This window comes from Effusibacillus sp. SKA8 (assembly GCF_058273125.1).
This window is the reverse complement of sequence record NZ_JBZCSF010000010.1, coordinates 101,583-118,701: the sequence shown is the minus strand read 5'-3', so window position 1 is coordinate 118,701 and position 17,119 is coordinate 101,583. Positions and strand designations below refer to the sequence as shown.

Sequence of the window (17,119 nt, the reverse complement as noted above, 5' to 3'; positions counted from 1 at the left end):
GATGTTATATTACCACCCGTCAAAAAGTTTCTCAATTCATTTATCGGTTAATTTCCGAACAAAAACATAGCAAAAAGCAAAGAGGCCTAAGAATAAGCTGCTCATTCACGAGCTTATGCGTTTTTTTGTGGTAAGCCTCCAAGTATTATCCCGCAATTCAGCCACTACGATTCCGGATAGAATAAAAACAATTCCCACCCATTGAACCCAACCGACCGCTTCATTCAACATCAGTGCGGCCGCAATTACGGCAACAGGCAGTTCGATCAAGGCGAGGATCCCGGCCAACGCTCCACCGACAACCGGAATTCCTTTGCTGAACAGGATCGGCGGTATCACTTGCCCAAGACACCCGATCATCAAAGCCCATATCCATAATCCCCCGGCAAGCGCACCATTCCAAAGAAACTTTGGGGGGAACACGACAAAAATCGAAACCACGGACGCAGCCGAGATCACCAGCGAATTCATGACAGCCGGCGCCCGGCTTTTGACTTTTTCGTTCCAATATAAAAACGCGCTGTATGCGACCGCAGACAACAGCCCTAGCAGCAAACCGATCGCCGACACTTGATTCCACTCGGTTTTAAATATATTGACCGAAAACAGGGTTCCCAGCACCACCATAAGCAGAGACAGCCATTTTGCGGAAGACGGTTTTTTGCGCTTCACCGCATAGTCGATTGCCATAACGATCCAAGCAAATTGAAACAGCAGAACAATTGCCAGAGAGGCCGGCAAATAATGTAGAGACAAATAATAAAAGACAGTCGCAACCGTGGATAAAATCCCCAGCGTCGACAACAATCGCACGTCCGCACGGGTTAACTTTTTGACCGTCCTCCATTGAAAAGAGGCCAACCCGGCCAGCACCAGCAGTGCGAACGCGAATTGGCTGCTTGTCACGTCCTGTGGGGTAAATCCCGCATCGTAAGCCATTTTCACCAAGGGACTCAACAAACCGTAACTCGTTGCTCCCGCCAACACCAGCAGACTGGCTAATAGACGGCTCATTGCCTCCTCCTTAACTGAAACGGACGTTATCCGCATCCTCCAAAAGTAACCGGCGCTTCGGAATCATCCAAGTGCCCTGACGAAACCTGACCATCAGATGGTCTCCATCGAACGCAGGCCGAGCAAGCGCAGACATTTCCCGATAACTGTCCGCGTCGCGTACGCCAAAGCCAATTTTTGCACGATTTCGTCCCGATCCCCTTCGAGAATGCGAGTCGTATTGTAGTACCGGTTAAAAAGCTGGCACACGTCAATCACATATTTGGCGACAACAGATGGGTCGTACTGTTCTTTCGCCCGATCCATCGCGTTCGGGAAACGCCCCAGCAGTTTCACCAGCGACCAGTCCACCTCGCCGTCGATGGCGTTTGCGTCGGAAAGCTGTTCAAAAGACTGCGGATCATATTCTCCTTTGCGCAGCAGGCTCGACAAACGCGCATACGTATACTGTACGTACGGCCCGGTTTCTCCGTCGAAATTGAGCGCCTCATCCCAGACAAAATTGACGTCGTTGACGCGGTTGTTTTTCAAATCGTTGAAAATGATCGCGCCGACCCCGACCGCTTCCGCCACTTCCTCTTTGTTCGGCAGATTCGGGTTCTTTTCTTCAATGATCCCTCTTGCCACTTCGACCGCTTTCCGCAGCACATCTTCCAGAAACACCACTTGCCCTTTCCGCGAGGACAAGCGCTGCCCGTCAACAAACATGGTGCCAAACGGAACATGGATGCAATCGGTCGCCGCCCATTCGTTGCCCATCAATTCCAGCACTTTAAATACTTGGCGAAAATGGAGTTTCTGCTCGGCGCCCACCACGTAAACCAACCGGTCCGCCCCAAGCACGCGTTTCCGGTACAACGCCGCCGCAAGGTCGCGCGTCGCGTAAAGAGTCGCGCCGTCCGACTTCCGGATCAGACAAGGCGGCATGTCGTAAGCGGACAAGTCCACGATCTCGGCTCCTTCGCTGGTTTGCAGCAGGCCTTTTGCACGAAGCTCTTCTTCCACCGCGTCCATCTTGTCATTATAGAAGCTTTCCCCTTTGTAGCTGTCAAACTCCACATTTAACAAACGATACGTTTTTTCAAATTCGGCAAGCGAGATTTCAATGAATCTTTTCCAGAGAGCGACCGCTTCCTCTTCTCCGTCCTCCAGCGCCTTAAAAGCGGCCCGCGCCTCGTCCTCCAACTCCGGCCGCCGCTCCGCCTCCTGGTTGAAGCGAACGTAGAGCGCAAGCAATTGCCGTACTGCGTTGTCGGAAAGATCGTACTCATGGCCCCAATACCGGTAGGCGACGATCAACTTGCCGAAAGAGGTCCCCCAGTCGCCGAGATGATTGATTTTGATCACATGGTACCCCTGGCTTTTGAGAATGTTCGCGATCGCGTTTCCGATCATGGTCGAGCGCAAATGGTGAATGGCAAACGGTTTGGCGATATTCACCGAAGACATGTCGATCGCAACTTTCAAGCCTTGCCCCTCGTTCGAATCCCCGTACGTATCGCCGGCCCGGGCAATCGAAGACAGGACGTCGCGAATCACCGCTTCCCGTTTTAGAAAGAAGTTCAGATAGCCGCCTGCCGCGACCGCTTTTGCAAAAACGGGCAGCAGACCCCCGTTCACCTTGTCCGCCAACTCGGCTGCAATCAAATGGGGCGCCTTGCGAGATTCCTTGGCCAGTTGAAAACACGGAAACGCCAAGTCCCCATGCGACTCATCCTTCGGAATCTCGATCAAGTCTTGGATCTTCGATTCATCCAGCGCTACAAACGATTTCAACTGTTCCACCAGTTGCTGACGATACATGCCGCATCCTCCTACCCAAAAAGAAACCACCCTTACAATCATGGACGCCCGGTTAAGAGCGCCGCCCCCGTGCCGTGGGCGCGGAGTACGTCATCCATGATATTAAGGGTGTACCTTCCCGTTCTGATATAAGAATCGTATTCAATCGTCCAGACGATGTCAAGCTTTTGCAAAATCCGGCACTTTCCGGAGGACGGTTTTTACTCTCCCGCCGCATACGCGGAAGCCGTAAGCCTTTCCTCTTTTCCCATCACCCGTTCCAGGATTTTGCCGACAATCGCGGCAAACGCCGCGCTGCCGCGCTGCCGGGGACGCGGCAGCCCGATGGGAAGATCCGTCGCAATGATACCTTCTTCGATCAGAATCACCCGGTCGGCCAGGGCCACCGCTTCTTCCACATCATGGGTCACCAGCAGCGATGTAAATTTTTGTTCCTGCCAAAGACGCTCGATCAACCGCTGCATCTCGATTCGAGTAAGAGCGTCCAATGCGCCAAGGGGCTCATCAAGCAAAAGGAGACGGGGCTCACTTACCAGCGCTCTCGCCAGCGCCACACGCTGGCATTGCCCGCCGGACAGGACGCCGGGCCAGTCCCGGGCCCGGTCTGCCAGTCCCACCTGCACCAGAGCCTGCTTCGCCTTTTCGCGCCAGTCGCCCTTCAATCCAAGTCCGACATTCTCCAATACGCTCCTCCAGGGCAGGAGACGTGCATCCTGGAACATCACCCGCGCGGTCGGATTGAGCCCCCGAATCGATTCTCCGTTTGCCAGAATTGTCCCTTTGGTTGCAGACTCCAATCCGCCGATTAACCGCAACAATGTACTTTTGCCGCAGCCGCTGCGCCCAATGATCGCCACAAACTCCCCGGGCTTCACTTCCATGTCCACTCCGCGCAAAACTTCCTTGGAATCGAAAGCCTTTTTTACGCTCTGAAGCTTCAAATGCGTTCCGTAAACGGCAGGCTTCACCATAAAAAACCCCCTCTCAAAGCAAACCCGCCCGCGATATCGCCGGTTTCCGTTGTACCGCATCAATCCAGCAAATTACGAAATCTGATAGCCGGGATTCCATTTCAGCCATCTTCTCTCCAAAACTTTAGCCGCCGTGTCCGCCAGCTTCCCGAATAAGGCATACAGCAAAATGCTTAAAACCACAACATCCGTTTGCATAAATTCCCTGGCATTCATTGCCATATAACCGATTCCCGCATCCGCCGAAATCGTTTCCGCCACGATCAGAGTCAGCCACATGATTCCGAGCGAGAAGCGCACGCCTACCAAAATCGACGGCAAAGCCCCCGGCAGAATCACCTGCCAAAACAGCGCCCCCGCATTCAGCCCGTAGACTCTTCCCATCTCGATCAGTTTCGGATCAACCGACCGGATGCCGTGAAACGTGTTCACATAAATGGGAAACAGCACTCCCAATGCGACAAGGAATAATTTCGCCTCCTCGCCGATTCCAAACCACAGGATCACCAGCGGAATCATGGCGAGGTGCGGAATGTTTCGGATCATTTGAATCGAGGTGTCGAACAGTTTTTCGGCGATCGGAAAAATGCCGTTCAACAGCCCCAGCACCAAACCGATGCCGCCGCCGATGAGAAACCCGAGGATCGACCGTTGAAAACTGATGGAAATGTGCCGGAACAGTTCCCCTGATTGAATCAAATCCGCCCCCGCGCGAAAAACGTCTGTCGGCGCCGGCAACACTCTTGCGGAAATCCAGCCGTATTGCGAAAAAAACTGCCAGACCACCACAAACAACACAGGCAGTCCCCACGGAAGCAGCCGCTTTGCGGACGGCCCGTCAAACCTTCCCCTGCTCATACGACTCCTTCCTTCCGCTTGGGGAATTGATCGTTTGCGACAATTTCGCCAAACGGGCTCAACCCGAGGCTCTTGACGGGTGTCGGGGCGTTTTCGAGCGGCAGCAGTGGAAACAGCAGTTCGGCAACACGGTACGCCTCTTCAAGATGCGGATACCCGGAGAGAATGAATTTCTCGATCCCAAGGTCGGCGTATTCCCGCATCCGCGCCGCTACCGTTTCCGGATCCCCTACCAGCGCGGTACCGGCTCCGCCGCGGACAAGACCGATTCCCGCCCATAAATTCGGACTGATTTCCAGCGACTCCCTGCTTCCGTTGTGCAGCCGGGCCATCCGGCGTTGCCCTTCCGAATCAAACCGGGCGAAAACCTGCTGCGCCGAAGCGATTGTCTCGTTATCCAAATACCGAATCAGTCGGTCGGCCGCTTCCCACGCTTCCCGTTCCGTTTCCCGCACAATTACATGCAGTCGGATTCCGAACCGTACCGTTCTCCCCTGTTCCGCCGCCAACCGGCGCACTTCCCCGATCTTCTCCGCCACTTGCGCCGGTGGTTCCCCCCAAGTCAGGTAAACATCGACATGTTTTGCGGCAACTTGGTGCCCTGCGGGTGACGACCCCCCGAAGAACAGCGGAGGATGCGGATGTTGTACAGGAGAAAACAGCAGTTTTCCGCCCTTGACCTGCAGATGCCGGCCGTTGAAATCGACTTCTTCTCCTCTGAAAAGCGCCTTCCAGACGCTAAGAAATTCGTCAGCCGCCTCGTAACGCTCATCATGATCCAGGAAAATTCCATCCCCGGCAAGTTCTACGGGATCGCCTCCCGCAACCACATTTATCAGCAAGCGGCCGTTTGAAATTCGGTCAAAAGTCGCTGCCATCCGTGCCGCGGCGGACGGGAGCAGCACCCCGGGACGAACCGCGACCAGGAAACGCAGCCGCTGGGTCACAGGCAATAAGGAAGCAGCCAAAATCCATGAATCCTCGCAGGATCGCCCGGTCGGCACCAAAACTCCGCTATAGCCAAGAGTTTCAGCCGCTTCGGCAATTTGGCGAAAATAGGAATACGTTGTGGCACGTCCTCCGGTTGTCGTTCCCAAATAACGTCCGTCCCCATGTGTGGGCAAAAACCAAAAGATTTGCATGTTCATCGGTCTCCTCTCTTGATTGAAATCTTCTCTTGATTAGAATCTATTGATTGGACGACAATACGGCATCCTTCACCTGAATCTGTTTCGGAATAAGTCCGACCTGCAGGAAGGTGTCCGCGATTTTTTGCTGTTCGGCAATTACTTGACCGTCAATAGCTTTCACGCCATAATCCCTGCGTTTTGCCGCCCGCTCCAAAGACGGAACGTCAATTCCCAATTCGGGAGAAAGAAATGCGGCAACCGCGTGCGGATCATTTTTCGCCCATTCGTCCAGTTTGCCGATTTCATCCAGCAAAGCTTTGACGATGTCGGAATGATTCTGGGCGAAGGAACGCGTCGCCAAATAAAATTCCCGATTTGCCACCAGGTCTTTGCCATCCGAGAGAACACGGGCTCCAGTTGCCTGCTGTGCCGCCGCGTAAAACGGATCCCAGATCACCCAGGCATCGACACTCCCCCGTTCAAATGCCGCCCGGGCATCCGCCGGAGGAAGATAGACCGGGTGGATGTCACTGATCTTTAAGCCCGCCTTCTCCAATGCTTTGACCAGTAGATAATGGACATTCGATCCTTTGTTCAGGGCCACTTTTTTCCCTTTCAAATCCGAAACGCTTTGAATCGCCGAGTTTTTGGGAACCAGAATGGCTTCCGATTCCGGACTGGACGGTTCGGCCGCAACATACACCAGCGGGGTACCCGCCGCCTGGGCAAATATGGGCGGGGCTTCTCCCGTATGCCCGATGTCAATGCTCCCCACGTTCAGCCCTTCCAACAGTTGGGGGCCAGCCGGGAATAATGTCCATTGGACGGAATATCCCTTCTCCGCCAAACGTTGTTCCAGGCTCCCTTTGGTTTTGAGAATATTGAGTGTCCCATATTTCTGGTAGCCGATTCGTACCACATTTTGCTTGTCTCCGTCATTCGCTCGGGCGCCAGATGCCGAAGCATCCGCTGTCTGTTTCTCCTGTGCGCTTTTGCCTTGCGTCCCGCAACCGGCCAAGACGGCGGATAATGTCAACAGGCCAACCGCTGCAACCATGAACAGCCGCACTGCCGACGTTATCGGTTTCCTTGCGTGTCTTTTTAGCCGCATTCCACATTCCTCCCCTTCTGGTACTTTGGGAAACTGATATTCCCTACACTCCTCCGTTTAACCCTTTCGTCGCCCTCACCTCCCATCCACAAAATAAAAGGCCTCTATGCTCTTGCAGCAGCAAGAGACAGAAGCCTCCGGTTGACCAGTCGGCAAAACGATGAATTGTAAATTGAATCAAGGATCATTTATCTTTGACTATTCTTTAACGCTTGATCCAGATCATAGATCAAATCGTCAACCGTTTCCGTGCCAATCGACAAGCGGACCAGATCCGGCGTGACTCCGGTGGACTGCTGCTGCTCTTCCGTCAACTGCTGATGGGTGGTACTCGCCGGGTGAATCACAAGCGATTTCGAATCCCCCACATTGGCCAAATGGGAAAACAGCTTCAACGAATCGATAAATTTGCGTCCCGCTTCGAGTCCGCCCTTGATGCCAAATGTTAAAATCGCCCCCTGTCCTTTCGGAAGATACTCGCGGGACAGCTTGTAATAGGGACTTGACTCAAGTCCCGGATAATTCACCCAGCTGACAAGATCATGGTTTTCCAGGAATCGGGCCACAGCCAGCGCGTTCCGGGAATGGCGTTCCATGCGCAGGTGCAATGTCTCAAGACCTTGCAACAGCTGGAACGCGTTAAACGGTGAAATTGCGGCGCCGAGATCCCGCATCAATTGGACCCGCGCTTTAACGATATACGCAAGGTTGCCGAGCGCCTTCGTGTAGGAAATTCCGTGATAGCTCGGATCCGGCTCCACGAGTCCCGGAAATTTGCCGTTCGTCCAATCGAATGTGCCTCCGTCCACGATGACGCCGCCGATGGAAGTGCCATGCCCGCCGATAAACTTTGTGGCCGAGTGAACAACGATGTCGGCACCGTGCTCAAGCGGTCGGCACAGGTAGGGGGAAGGAAACGTATTGTCTATGATTAAAGGAACCCCCGCATCGTGGGCCACTTTCGCAACCGCCTTGATATCCAGGACATCGATTCGCGGATTTCCGATCGTTTCGGCGTACAGAGCCTTGGTCCGGCCGGTGACAGCCGGGCGGAAGTTCTCCGGATCACGCGGATCGACAAATTTCACATCAATGCCAAGTTTTTTCAACGTTACGGCAAACAAATTGTAGGTACCGCCGTACAGATTGGTGGAGGAAACGATTTCGTCCCCGGGTCCGGCAATATTCAAGATTGAATAAGTGATGGCCGCCTGACCGGAAGCCGTCGCAAGCGCCCCTACGCCTCCTTCCAGTTCGGCAACCCTTTTTTCAAATACATCTTGCGTCGGATTCATAATACGCGTGTAAATATTCCCGAATTCCTGCAGCGCAAAGAGATTTGCCGCGTGCTGCGTATCGCGGAACACATACGAAGTGGTCTGGTAAATCGGAACCGCCCGCGATCCGGTTGTCGGATCCGGCTCCTGTCCCCCGTGAACAGAAATTGTTTCAAGTCCCCATTTTCGCTCTGTCATTGCCATTTCCCCTTTCGGTGAAAAGTTGTTATCGTTGGTGTTTCCAGCGCAAAAAATACCTCTCCAACCTTTGCAAAATGGTCATTACGGCGGTCACATAAATACCAATGACAAGAATCCCGACAATTACCCTTGCATAGTCACCAAAATCGGTAAAATATTTGACATAGTACCCCAGTCCTGCAGTAGCGCCGATCAATTCCGCCGCCGTCAGCAAGATAAACGAAAGCACCAATCCGATTGCGGCCCCAGTGAATATCCCGGGCAGAGCACCCGGCAAAAGCACCCGGTAAAACATTGTGCCAGGAGACAGTCGTAACGTCCTTGCCGAATCGATTAACCGCCGCTCAATATGAACAACCGCGTTCAACGTGTTCATCAGAACCGGCCAAAATGCTCCGATAAAAATGACAAATGCCGAAGAGATGAAGAAGGAAGGCAGCAAGGCAATTGCATACGGAACATAAACAATCGGCGGAATCGGACTGGCAATGCTGGCAACCGGACGAATCAATTCGCGAATTCTTCGATTCCAACCGGCAATCAGCCCAAGTGAGACGCCGGTCGCAAGCGCTGGGCTGTATCCCGTTACCAGCAGCTTGGTTGACGCCACAATGTGGACAAATAACTCTGCCCTGTCGGACAAAAAGGCATCCAGCACGCGGCTTGGCGATGGAAACAAGAACGGGTCTAACCATCCCCACTTTTCGGTTGATCCCTCCCAAAGGCAGAAGACAACCACGGATACAATCGATACATCCGCCAAAACCTGTTTGGAGCGTTGACTCTCTTTTCTGGAGACCCATAATCCCGCTAATAGTAAAAGCAGGTTTCCGGCAATAAGAGTCCGCAGCAAGCGCTCCTCTGACCCGCCGGATACACTTGGCAACAACCTGACAAAAGCGGCAGCCATTCCCCACAGGAATAAGGAAAATAATATCCGTCCGTCCAAAAACCGCCCCATTACGAAACCACCTTTTCCCCAATCCCTGTTGCACCATCACTCTGAAGGAGAACCAGCAAACGAGCCCTCAGTTCCGTATACCGCTGCGTCACAAACAGATGGTTGCGAATTCTAGGCCTGGGAATCCCAACCGATATCGTTTCTTTGATTCTCCCCGGGCCAGGCGTAAAGACTACAATCCGATCAGAAAGCATGATCGCTTCGTCAATATCGTGAGTCACCATTACAACGGTCTTCTTTGTTTGCTGCCGGTTCCACAGATTCAGCAAGCAATCCTGAAGATTGGCCCGAATCGCCGCGTCTACGGCTCCAAAAGGCTCATCCATCAGAAATACCGGAGAATCGAGGGAAAACATCCGCGCGAGCGCAACCCGTTGCTGCATTCCCCCGGAAAGTTGAGCGGGATATTTTTTTCCGGCCCCGGTGAGTCCTACCATTTCCAGCAAACCATCGGCGATCTTTCGCAATTCCGGTAAAGGAGTATTCGGACGCACCTGCCGGAGCGCAAGTACCACATTCTCCTGCGCGGTCATCCAGGGAAAAAGCGAGTAACTTTGAAAAACGACCCCCCGCTCCAGGGACGGCCCCGCTATTTTTTTACCGTTGCAATAGATCTCCCCTTGCGTCGGCTGCAAAAGACCGGCTAACATGTTCAACACGGTGCTCTTGCCGCAACCGCTTGGACCAATCAAACTTACAAACTCTCCCACTTCGATCTCCAGATTGATTTGGCTTACGGCAAGGTGAATTTCCTTGGATTCCTTGTAAGCATAAGAAACATTTCGAATCGATATCGCCGCCATCGCTGTCTCCTACAAATTGGCTTCCTTAAATTTCTTTTGTTGTTGCTTGTAAAATTCGTCCACCGGATTTTGTTTGACAAGTGCGTTTAACGCTTCTTCATACAAGGCTGTGTTAATATTCTTGCCGATGCTTTCTTTCGACTTTACGTAATCGATTTTTTGCATGCCTTCCCAGAATTTTTCCACCCCATGCTTGTTGGGGTCAGCTGAGATCACCATCCTCCCGTTATAGGCATCTGTCTCGATAATCCGTTTATCCACTTTCACATATTTTGCAACAATGTCTACGGTTTCTTTGCGGTTTTCACGGTAAAATTTTTCCGCGCGAATCAACCCTTTCATAAACTTGACGTAATCCTCACGCCGCCGTTGAAGCTTGTCGTTTAAGGCGACTTGCCGGCAGCACGGATGATCCTTGAAGTATTCGTCAGAATACTTGACTACTTTCAATCCCTGATCCTTTGCCAGTTCGATATAGGGAGCCCAGACTACGCCAGCATCCACCGATTTGTTTTTAACAGCCTGCAAAACGTTGTTGGGTGAATCCAATTCGACAACCTGCACATCCGTTTTCCAATCCAGTCCGGCCTCTGCCAGCGCTTTTCTCCATACGGCGTCACCGGTTTGCAGTTTCACGGTTGCCACTTTTTTCCCCTTGAAGTTTTGAATGTCTTTCAATTCATTTTCCTTTTCGGGTTGGGAAATGACCGCCGCGCCGGTTCCACCTGCTCCCCCGATGATCATCAAGTCGGCGGCCCCTTTGTCGATAAAACTGAGTGGGGCAGCTGTCCCAAACGCACCTACATCCAATTTTCCAGCCTTGATGGCGTTTAAGCCTTCACCCGAATTTGTGAACTGAACCAACTCCACATTAAGCCCCTCTTCGGTAAAATAGCCTTTTTCCTTGGCCACGAAATACAGAAGATCGATGGTTGCGGGCAAATACCCGATCCGAAACACATCCCCGGCCGCTTTTTGTCCGGTATCCTGCTGACCCTGAATTTGCTTGTTTGAATCGACAGGCGCCGCGGATTGGCTGCAGCCCGACAGAGCGACAAGCCCCGCTATACCGGCAATAAAAAGCGATTTGCGGTAAACCTGATTTTTCATTTTCACTACCTCCTGTTGTTAAAACTCCACCAACCTTACTTTTTGCGGGTCAAGACGGTTTAACAGGTCGAGCTCATTTTCCGCCGGTTCATCCGCGACGGCGAAATCCTTTGATTTGATGATTTCAAATCCCGTGTTTTCCTGCACTTCTTGCAATGAACTGTGCGGAAAAAGGCGCCAGAGTTTTAGCAGGCCGTCCTCTTTCGCAAAAACCCCGAGCGGAGTCACGACTTTATCCACATTGCCGGAAGCGGTCGTGAAATCCAACTTCCGGACAAAGCCCCGCTTATCGTGCTTGCTCTTCCATAGGATCGCTCTTTTAACGGTTGGTAGCAGTACGGCACTCCCGGCTCCACCCGGAAGACGGACTTTGGGACGGTCGAATTCCCCGATCACACTCATATTGATGTTACCCCTGCCATCAATCTGAACCCCGCTCAGGAAGGCTACATCCAGCCCTCCCCGTGCCGACAGGTCAAAAATCTCCGTCAGTGGGAAATAACTTGCCGTTCCTTCCGTTAAGCGATAATCCGCGGTCGAGTGAAGGGGATAACTCTCCGGCGTGGCATTTACGCCTCCGGCTATGCTGAGATACACCAATTCCGGCGCATGCAGCTTCCTGGCAACCTGGACAGCCAGCATCGGCAACGGGGAAGCGACCCCATGGAAAACTCTCTCGCCGTTTTTCAATAGTTTCGCGATCGTTAACACCATGATATCGGCCGGTGTATAACCTGCGTTTCCCGCCATTCCTACCTCAACTCCCCGAGATGGATTTCAAGCTGCTCCGGTTCCAACTTCAGATATGCGGCAATTGCTTCATAGTTTGCGTCGTAGAAAGGAAGGCAGCTTCCCGGCAGGGCGCCGCCGGGAACTTCCGCCACGGCAGTGACTAAAAATCCCGGAATCACGGTTAGCTCCGGCCTTGCAGCGAACTCCTCCGAAGGAAGAATTTTTTCCGTCGTAAGAATCACCTGTTTTGCCGCACGCGCCATCAAAACATCTTCAAACACCGATCCGTAAATTCTCCCGTTTCCAAGTTCGTCCGCCTCATGCACGTGAATGACGGCGAAATCCGGTTGTAAAGCGGGAATTAAAACCACTTCTCCTTCTCCATACGGATTGGGGATTTGTTGAAATCCCCTGGTTTCCGGCAGTTGGCTGCCTTGAAACCCATTGATCGGCTGAAACGGAATTCCGTAAGAGGCGGCTCTTAATCCGGCAATGACACTGTAGCAAGCGTGTTCGGCCGCTTTGATTCTGCCTTTTTCCACCTGCTTCCGGTAATTCGGAGACAGTCCGATGGTCTCAAATCCGATATATCCGGCATGAACGGCAGATACCGATTCCGCCAGACACAGCAGATCCACGTCATATGCACCCGCGGTTTTTATCAACTCCAATCCTCTTTTTTTCTGTCTGGCCAACTCCCTGGCAAAAGCAGCCGGAGACCGGTGAACCGCGTTGCCGCCCAGCGCCAATTTTGCCCCGTCCGGAATGAGCGCCGCCGCTTCCTGAAGAGTTTTTACCTTGTTCATGACTTTCCCCCTTCTCGAAAAATGGGTCTATACCTGCAGGACAACATCCGGCTTCCCGATTCGCATTCCTTCCGCTCCGGTAAACGAAGCGCCGGTTTTCCGCCGCACTTCAGCGAGCGATACTCCGGGTTGCAACTCCAGCAAATGAAGTCCAATCGGTGTCAGCTCAAAAACCGCCAGTTCGGTAACGATTAAATTCACAATTCCCTTTCCGGTCAAAGGCAGCGTGCATTCCTTTAGAATCTTGGGTTCCCCGGTTTTGGTCGTATGCTCTGTTGCAACAATCACCTTTTTGGCCCCGGCCGCAAGATCCATCGCCCCGCCGATCCCCGGAGTGAATTTGCCCGGAATGCACCAGTTGGCCAAATTTCCGTATTGATCAACCTGAAGAGCGCCCAATACCGTGACATCGACGTGTCCGCCGCGAATGATTCCGAACGATAGAGCCGTATCGAAAAAAGCGCCGCCGGGCACAACCGTTACCGGATTGCCGCCCGCGTTAAACAAATCGGGATCTTCCGCACCGGGTTCCGGCGAAGGCCCCAACCCGGCCATCCCGTTTTCGGATTGCAAAATTACCCGCGTCCCCGGCGGAATATAGTTGGCGACAAGCGTCGGCAAACCGATTCCGAGATTGACCAGATCACCGTCTTTCAATTCTTTCGCGATACGCTCGGCAATGAGCACACGGCTATCCCTGCTCACGAGACCCACTCCTTTCCTTTGGGACGATTAAATCGATAAAAATTCCCGGAGTATGTACGATATCCGGCTCCAGTTCACCTATCTCCACGATGGTCTCCGCTTCGGCAATGACCAAATTGGCCGCCGTCGCCATAATCGGATTCCAGTTTCTTGCGGTTTTTCTATGAAACAAATTTCCCGCTTTGTCGGCGATACTGGCTTGGACGAAAGCCACATCGGCTCGTAGCGGAAGTTCAAGCAAAAATTGCTTTCCGTTTACTTCCACCACTTCTTTTCCTTCCGCGACAAACGTACCTAGACCTGTGGGGGTCAAAACACCCCCTAACCCGTATCCGCCTGCTCGAACACGTTCCACTAAAGTTCCCTGAGGCACAATTTCGACTTCAAGTTCGCCCGCCGCAAATTGTCGCTGCGTTTCAGGATTTGTTCCGATATGGGAAGTAATCACTTTCTTCACCTGTCGGTTTGCGATCAACTTTCCGATTCCCATATTTTCATAACAGGTATCGTTGCTAATGACCGTCAAATTCTTCACTTTTGCCTGCACCAGCGCCTCAATCAAAGTTTCCGGCCCATTTAAAAAACCTCCGATCATTATGGTATCGCCATCGGAAACCTTGGCAACGGCCTCTTCCGCAGTGACAATCGGTTTCATAGTTCACCCTTCCCCCTGTTGGTAAACTATCATTTTGACCGTAGTTTATATCACCCAGTCGGTCCACTCCACATTTCGCCGATCCGCGTCAAGCCAGCTGCTTGTAGCCTTCAGCAAACGCTCTGTGTGGCTGGCTGACGAAAATGTATGGTCGGCGCCAAGAATCACTTCTTTGTCGCATTTTCCGCCGGGTCTCAACCAAAATGCGCGCTGATAGAGGAAACAGTATTCAACCGGCACCTCCCGATCGTCGCTGCCGTGCACCAGCAGAACGTTCCCGGAAAAATTCCGCAGCTGCATAAGCGGTTGATACTCTGCCAAAGAGCTAAAAAACCGGCCGGTGAGCGAATATCCGCGATAATCGACAGATTGGGTCTGCCGAATCCGCTCATAATTTTTTTCCCCGACAATACGGACAATATCGGTAAAGGGATTCGCCACCGCCGACCATAAAACCAGCGACTTCACCCGGTGGTCCTGAGCGGCCGTAAGCAATGCCACGGCCCCGCCCAGACTGTGGCCAAGCAAAACGACCCTTTCAGGATCGACATGTTCGACGCTTACGGCATAATCGAGAACATGGCGGGTTTGCTCGATCAGACTGTCCATGCCGCCGGCGCCGTAATCACCGGTACTTTCCCCGCAGCCTCCATAGTCAAACCGGAGAACCCTGTATCCGTTGTCGGCAAGGTGCCGGGCCGCCTTGACAAACAGACGGTCGACCCCGATCCGGTTTCCGACAAAACCGTGGCAAATTACCACGATCGGGTATTGCCTCCTGTCCTTGTCTCCCCCGCTTGGAGCGCACGGATCGTGCAGGGTGGCAGCCAGCTCCAGATTGCCGCTGCGAATCGTAAAAACATGTTCCAAAAATAATCCCTCCTTCCAACGAAAGACCCCCTTCCCCCGCGAATAACGCGAGATACGGGGGCTAAGAAACCTTAATTTCAGAAATCTTCATTTTCGCATTCATCCCAGATGCGGACAGGCTGAAATCTTCCGGCCCGCCCGAAGCATACTGCTGTGCGGATCCGCCTTCAAGAAACACTTTTACCTTTCGAAACTTTACAAAAACGGGTTCATCCACCCTGAGATCGAGTGTGCGATAGTTCTCGCCGCTCATTTCGGCCTCAATCCAATCTCCTGTATCACACCTTTCCAGGATCGTCCGTACGGTCGGCCCTACGATGTTGATGTGCCTGACTCGGGCTTCGATGGCCGCATGTGCCGGATTTTGCCGCGCGACTTCCACATCGTGGGGCCGCACAAAACAAACCGCTCGCGCATTCTGTATATCGCGAAATTCCGGTGTGTCCACTTCAAGAGCGCCAATCCGCGTTTTTCCCCCGTGCGCAAGCCCGGCCAAACGGTTGACTCTGCCCAGAAAATCGAATACAAACGGGGTAGCCGGCTCACAATACACCTCTTCGGGTGTGCCGACCTGCACCACCTGGCCCGAATTCATCACCACCACACGATCCGCCACTTCCAGCGCTTCTTCCTGGTCATGGGTGACAAATACACTGGTAATGTGGAGTTCGTCGTGAATTTTTCGGAGCCAGCCGCGCAATTCCTGGCGAACCTTCGCGTCCAAAGCCCCGAATGGCTCATCAAGCAGCAACACTTTGGGTTCAATCGCCAGCGCCCGGGCCAAAGCGACACGCTGGCATTGGCCGCCGGAAAGCTGCGAAGGATATCGTGTTGCTAACTCTTCCAGTTGTACCAGTTTAAGAAGCTCACACACCTTGGCACGAATCTCTTCTTTGGAAGGGCGTAGTTTACGAGGACGCACCCGCAGCCCGAAGGCAACATTCTCAAAAACGGTCATATGCCGAAACAACGCGTAATGTTGAAACACGAAACCGATTCCCCGGTCGCGGACGCTCCGGCTTGTCGCGTCTTCCCCGTCAAACAGGATCTGTCCTCCGTCCGCCTCTTCCAAACCCGCAATAATCCGCAACAAAGTGGTTTTTCCGGAGCCCGAAGGACCCAGCAATGCCACCAGTTCGCCTGTCTCAATCCGCAGATTGATATCCGAAACGGCGGCAAACGAACCGAATTTTTTGGTAATATTGCGCACCTCAATACTCATGTCGTTACCTCGCTTCCCAATGCGGCTGTCCGTTCTTCTCCCTCGTTTAGTTGCCGGGACTTCCATTCGACCAAACTCTTGACAACCAATGTCACAAGCGCCAATATCGCCAATAATGAAGCCACCGCAAACGCAGCCGCAAAATTGTATTCATTGTAGAGAATTTCCACATGCAAAGGCATTGTGTTCGTGTGTCCCCGGATGTGTCCGGAAACGACCGATACGGCCCCGAATTCCCCCATCGCCCGCGCGTTGCAAAGAATCACGCCATATAACAATCCCCATTTGACGTTAGGAAGGGTAACGCGAAAAAACGTCTGCCAGCCGTTGGCCCCAAGAATTCTTGCAGCCTCTTCTTCTTCGGTTCCCTGGGCCTGCATGAGAGGAATCAATTCCCGTGCCACAAAAGGAAAGGTCACAAATACCGTGGCCAGAACGATTCCCGGTACGGCAAATATGATCTTAATCCCGTGGGCTGCCAGCCATGGTCCGAAAAGTCCCTGCGCGCCGAACAAAAGCACAAAGATTAAACCCGAGATAACCGGCGATACGGCAAAAGGCAGGTCGATCAGAGTAATCAAAACGTTTTTGCCGGGAAACTCGAACTTGGCTATCGCCCAAGCGGCGGCTGTGCCGAAAATCAGATTTAATGGCACGGCAATCGCTGCGGTCAGAAGTGTCAGCCGTATCGCCGCCAACGCTTCCGGCTGGCTGATTGCCGTAAGATAGGCCGCAACCCCTTTTTTCAACGCCTCGGAAAAAACGGTGACCAGCGGGACGACAAGAAACACCCCGAGAAATCCTAACGCGATCCCGATCAACGTCCAACGGAACACCGCCTGAACCATATTGCGGTGACGGTTGCTTGTCGACATATTTTGTGTCAAAAA

The 17,119-nt window shown here is 52.9% G+C and carries 17 protein-coding genes; all 17 read right to left on the bottom strand.

Annotated elements, in window-relative coordinates; all coding sequences use genetic code 11:
* Nucleotides 1–105 precede the first annotated feature (105 nt).
* The gene (locus tag AC4ED1_RS09960) at nucleotides 106–1,014 is read right to left on the bottom strand and encodes an EamA family transporter (RefSeq protein ID WP_490938134.1); all 909 of its coding nucleotides are present in this window, start codon (nucleotides 1,012–1,014) and stop codon (nucleotides 106–108) included.
* Nucleotides 1,015–1,107: 93 nt separating this feature from the next.
* Nucleotides 1,108–2,817: an arginine--tRNA ligase gene (gene argS / locus AC4ED1_RS09955; protein ID WP_490938133.1), complete on the bottom strand. Its 1,710-nt coding sequence runs from the start codon at nucleotides 2,815–2,817 to the stop codon at nucleotides 1,108–1,110.
* Nucleotides 2,818–3,017: 200 nt separating this feature from the next.
* Nucleotides 3,018–3,788, bottom strand: a complete 771-nt coding sequence (locus tag AC4ED1_RS09950; RefSeq protein WP_490938131.1) for an ATP-binding cassette domain-containing protein — start codon at nucleotides 3,786–3,788, stop codon at nucleotides 3,018–3,020.
* Nucleotides 3,789–3,860: 72 nt separating this feature from the next.
* Complete coding sequence (ssuC, locus tag AC4ED1_RS09945; RefSeq protein WP_490938129.1) at nucleotides 3,861–4,646, bottom strand: aliphatic sulfonate ABC transporter permease SsuC; 786 nt, start codon at nucleotides 4,644–4,646, stop codon at nucleotides 3,861–3,863.
* Nucleotides 4,643–5,788, bottom strand: a complete 1,146-nt coding sequence (ssuD, locus tag AC4ED1_RS09940) for an FMNH2-dependent alkanesulfonate monooxygenase (protein ID WP_490938127.1) — start codon at nucleotides 5,786–5,788, stop codon at nucleotides 4,643–4,645. The genes ssuC and ssuD overlap by 4 nt, the downstream gene beginning before the upstream one ends.
* Before the next feature lie 46 nt (nucleotides 5,789–5,834).
* Nucleotides 5,835–6,887, bottom strand: a complete 1,053-nt coding sequence (locus tag AC4ED1_RS09935) for a sulfonate ABC transporter substrate-binding protein (protein ID WP_490938125.1) — start codon at nucleotides 6,885–6,887, stop codon at nucleotides 5,835–5,837.
* Nucleotides 6,888–7,075: 188 nt separating this feature from the next.
* Nucleotides 7,076–8,362 (bottom strand): homocysteine synthase, encoded by a 1,287-nt coding sequence (locus AC4ED1_RS09930; RefSeq protein WP_490938123.1) that lies wholly within the window; start codon nucleotides 8,360–8,362, stop codon nucleotides 7,076–7,078.
* 28 nt (nucleotides 8,363–8,390) lie between these two features.
* Nucleotides 8,391–9,326 carry an ABC transporter permease gene (locus AC4ED1_RS09925; protein WP_490938121.1) on the bottom strand — a complete coding sequence of 312 codons (936 nt, stop codon included), beginning with the start codon at nucleotides 9,324–9,326 and terminating at the stop codon, nucleotides 8,391–8,393.
* Nucleotides 9,326–10,129: an ABC transporter ATP-binding protein gene (locus AC4ED1_RS09920; RefSeq protein WP_490938119.1), complete on the bottom strand. Its 804-nt coding sequence runs from the start codon at nucleotides 10,127–10,129 to the stop codon at nucleotides 9,326–9,328. The genes AC4ED1_RS09925 and AC4ED1_RS09920 overlap by 1 nt, the downstream gene beginning before the upstream one ends.
* Nucleotides 10,130–10,138: 9 nt before the next feature.
* A complete protein-coding gene (locus AC4ED1_RS09915; protein ID WP_490938117.1) occupies nucleotides 10,139–11,239 on the bottom strand; it encodes an ABC transporter substrate-binding protein in 1,101 nt (366 codons plus the stop codon).
* Between the two features lie 18 nt (nucleotides 11,240–11,257).
* Nucleotides 11,258–11,989 carry a CoA-transferase subunit beta gene (locus tag AC4ED1_RS09910; RefSeq protein ID WP_490938115.1) on the bottom strand — a complete coding sequence of 244 codons (732 nt, stop codon included), beginning with the start codon at nucleotides 11,987–11,989 and terminating at the stop codon, nucleotides 11,258–11,260.
* 2 nt (nucleotides 11,990–11,991) lie between these two features.
* A complete protein-coding gene (locus AC4ED1_RS09905; RefSeq protein WP_490938113.1) occupies nucleotides 11,992–12,777 on the bottom strand; it encodes a CoA transferase subunit A in 786 nt (261 codons plus the stop codon).
* 27 nt (nucleotides 12,778–12,804) lie between these two features.
* A complete protein-coding gene (locus AC4ED1_RS09900; RefSeq protein ID WP_490938111.1) occupies nucleotides 12,805–13,482 on the bottom strand; it encodes a 3-oxoacid CoA-transferase subunit B in 678 nt (225 codons plus the stop codon).
* Nucleotides 13,469–14,137, bottom strand: a complete 669-nt coding sequence (locus AC4ED1_RS09895; RefSeq protein WP_490938109.1) for a CoA transferase subunit A — start codon at nucleotides 14,135–14,137, stop codon at nucleotides 13,469–13,471. The genes AC4ED1_RS09900 and AC4ED1_RS09895 overlap by 14 nt, the downstream gene beginning before the upstream one ends.
* Nucleotides 14,138–14,182: 45 nt before the next feature.
* Entirely contained in the window at nucleotides 14,183–15,007 is an 825-nt protein-coding gene (locus AC4ED1_RS09890; RefSeq protein ID WP_490938107.1) for an alpha/beta hydrolase family protein, read from the bottom strand.
* Nucleotides 15,008–15,068: 61 nt separating this feature from the next.
* Complete coding sequence (locus tag AC4ED1_RS09885; RefSeq protein ID WP_490938105.1) at nucleotides 15,069–16,229, bottom strand: sulfate/molybdate ABC transporter ATP-binding protein; 1,161 nt, start codon at nucleotides 16,227–16,229, stop codon at nucleotides 15,069–15,071.
* Entirely contained in the window at nucleotides 16,226–17,104 is an 879-nt protein-coding gene (gene cysW, locus AC4ED1_RS09880) for a sulfate ABC transporter permease subunit CysW (protein WP_490938144.1), read from the bottom strand. The genes AC4ED1_RS09885 and cysW overlap by 4 nt, the downstream gene beginning before the upstream one ends.
* Between the last annotated feature and the right edge of the window lie 15 nt (nucleotides 17,105–17,119).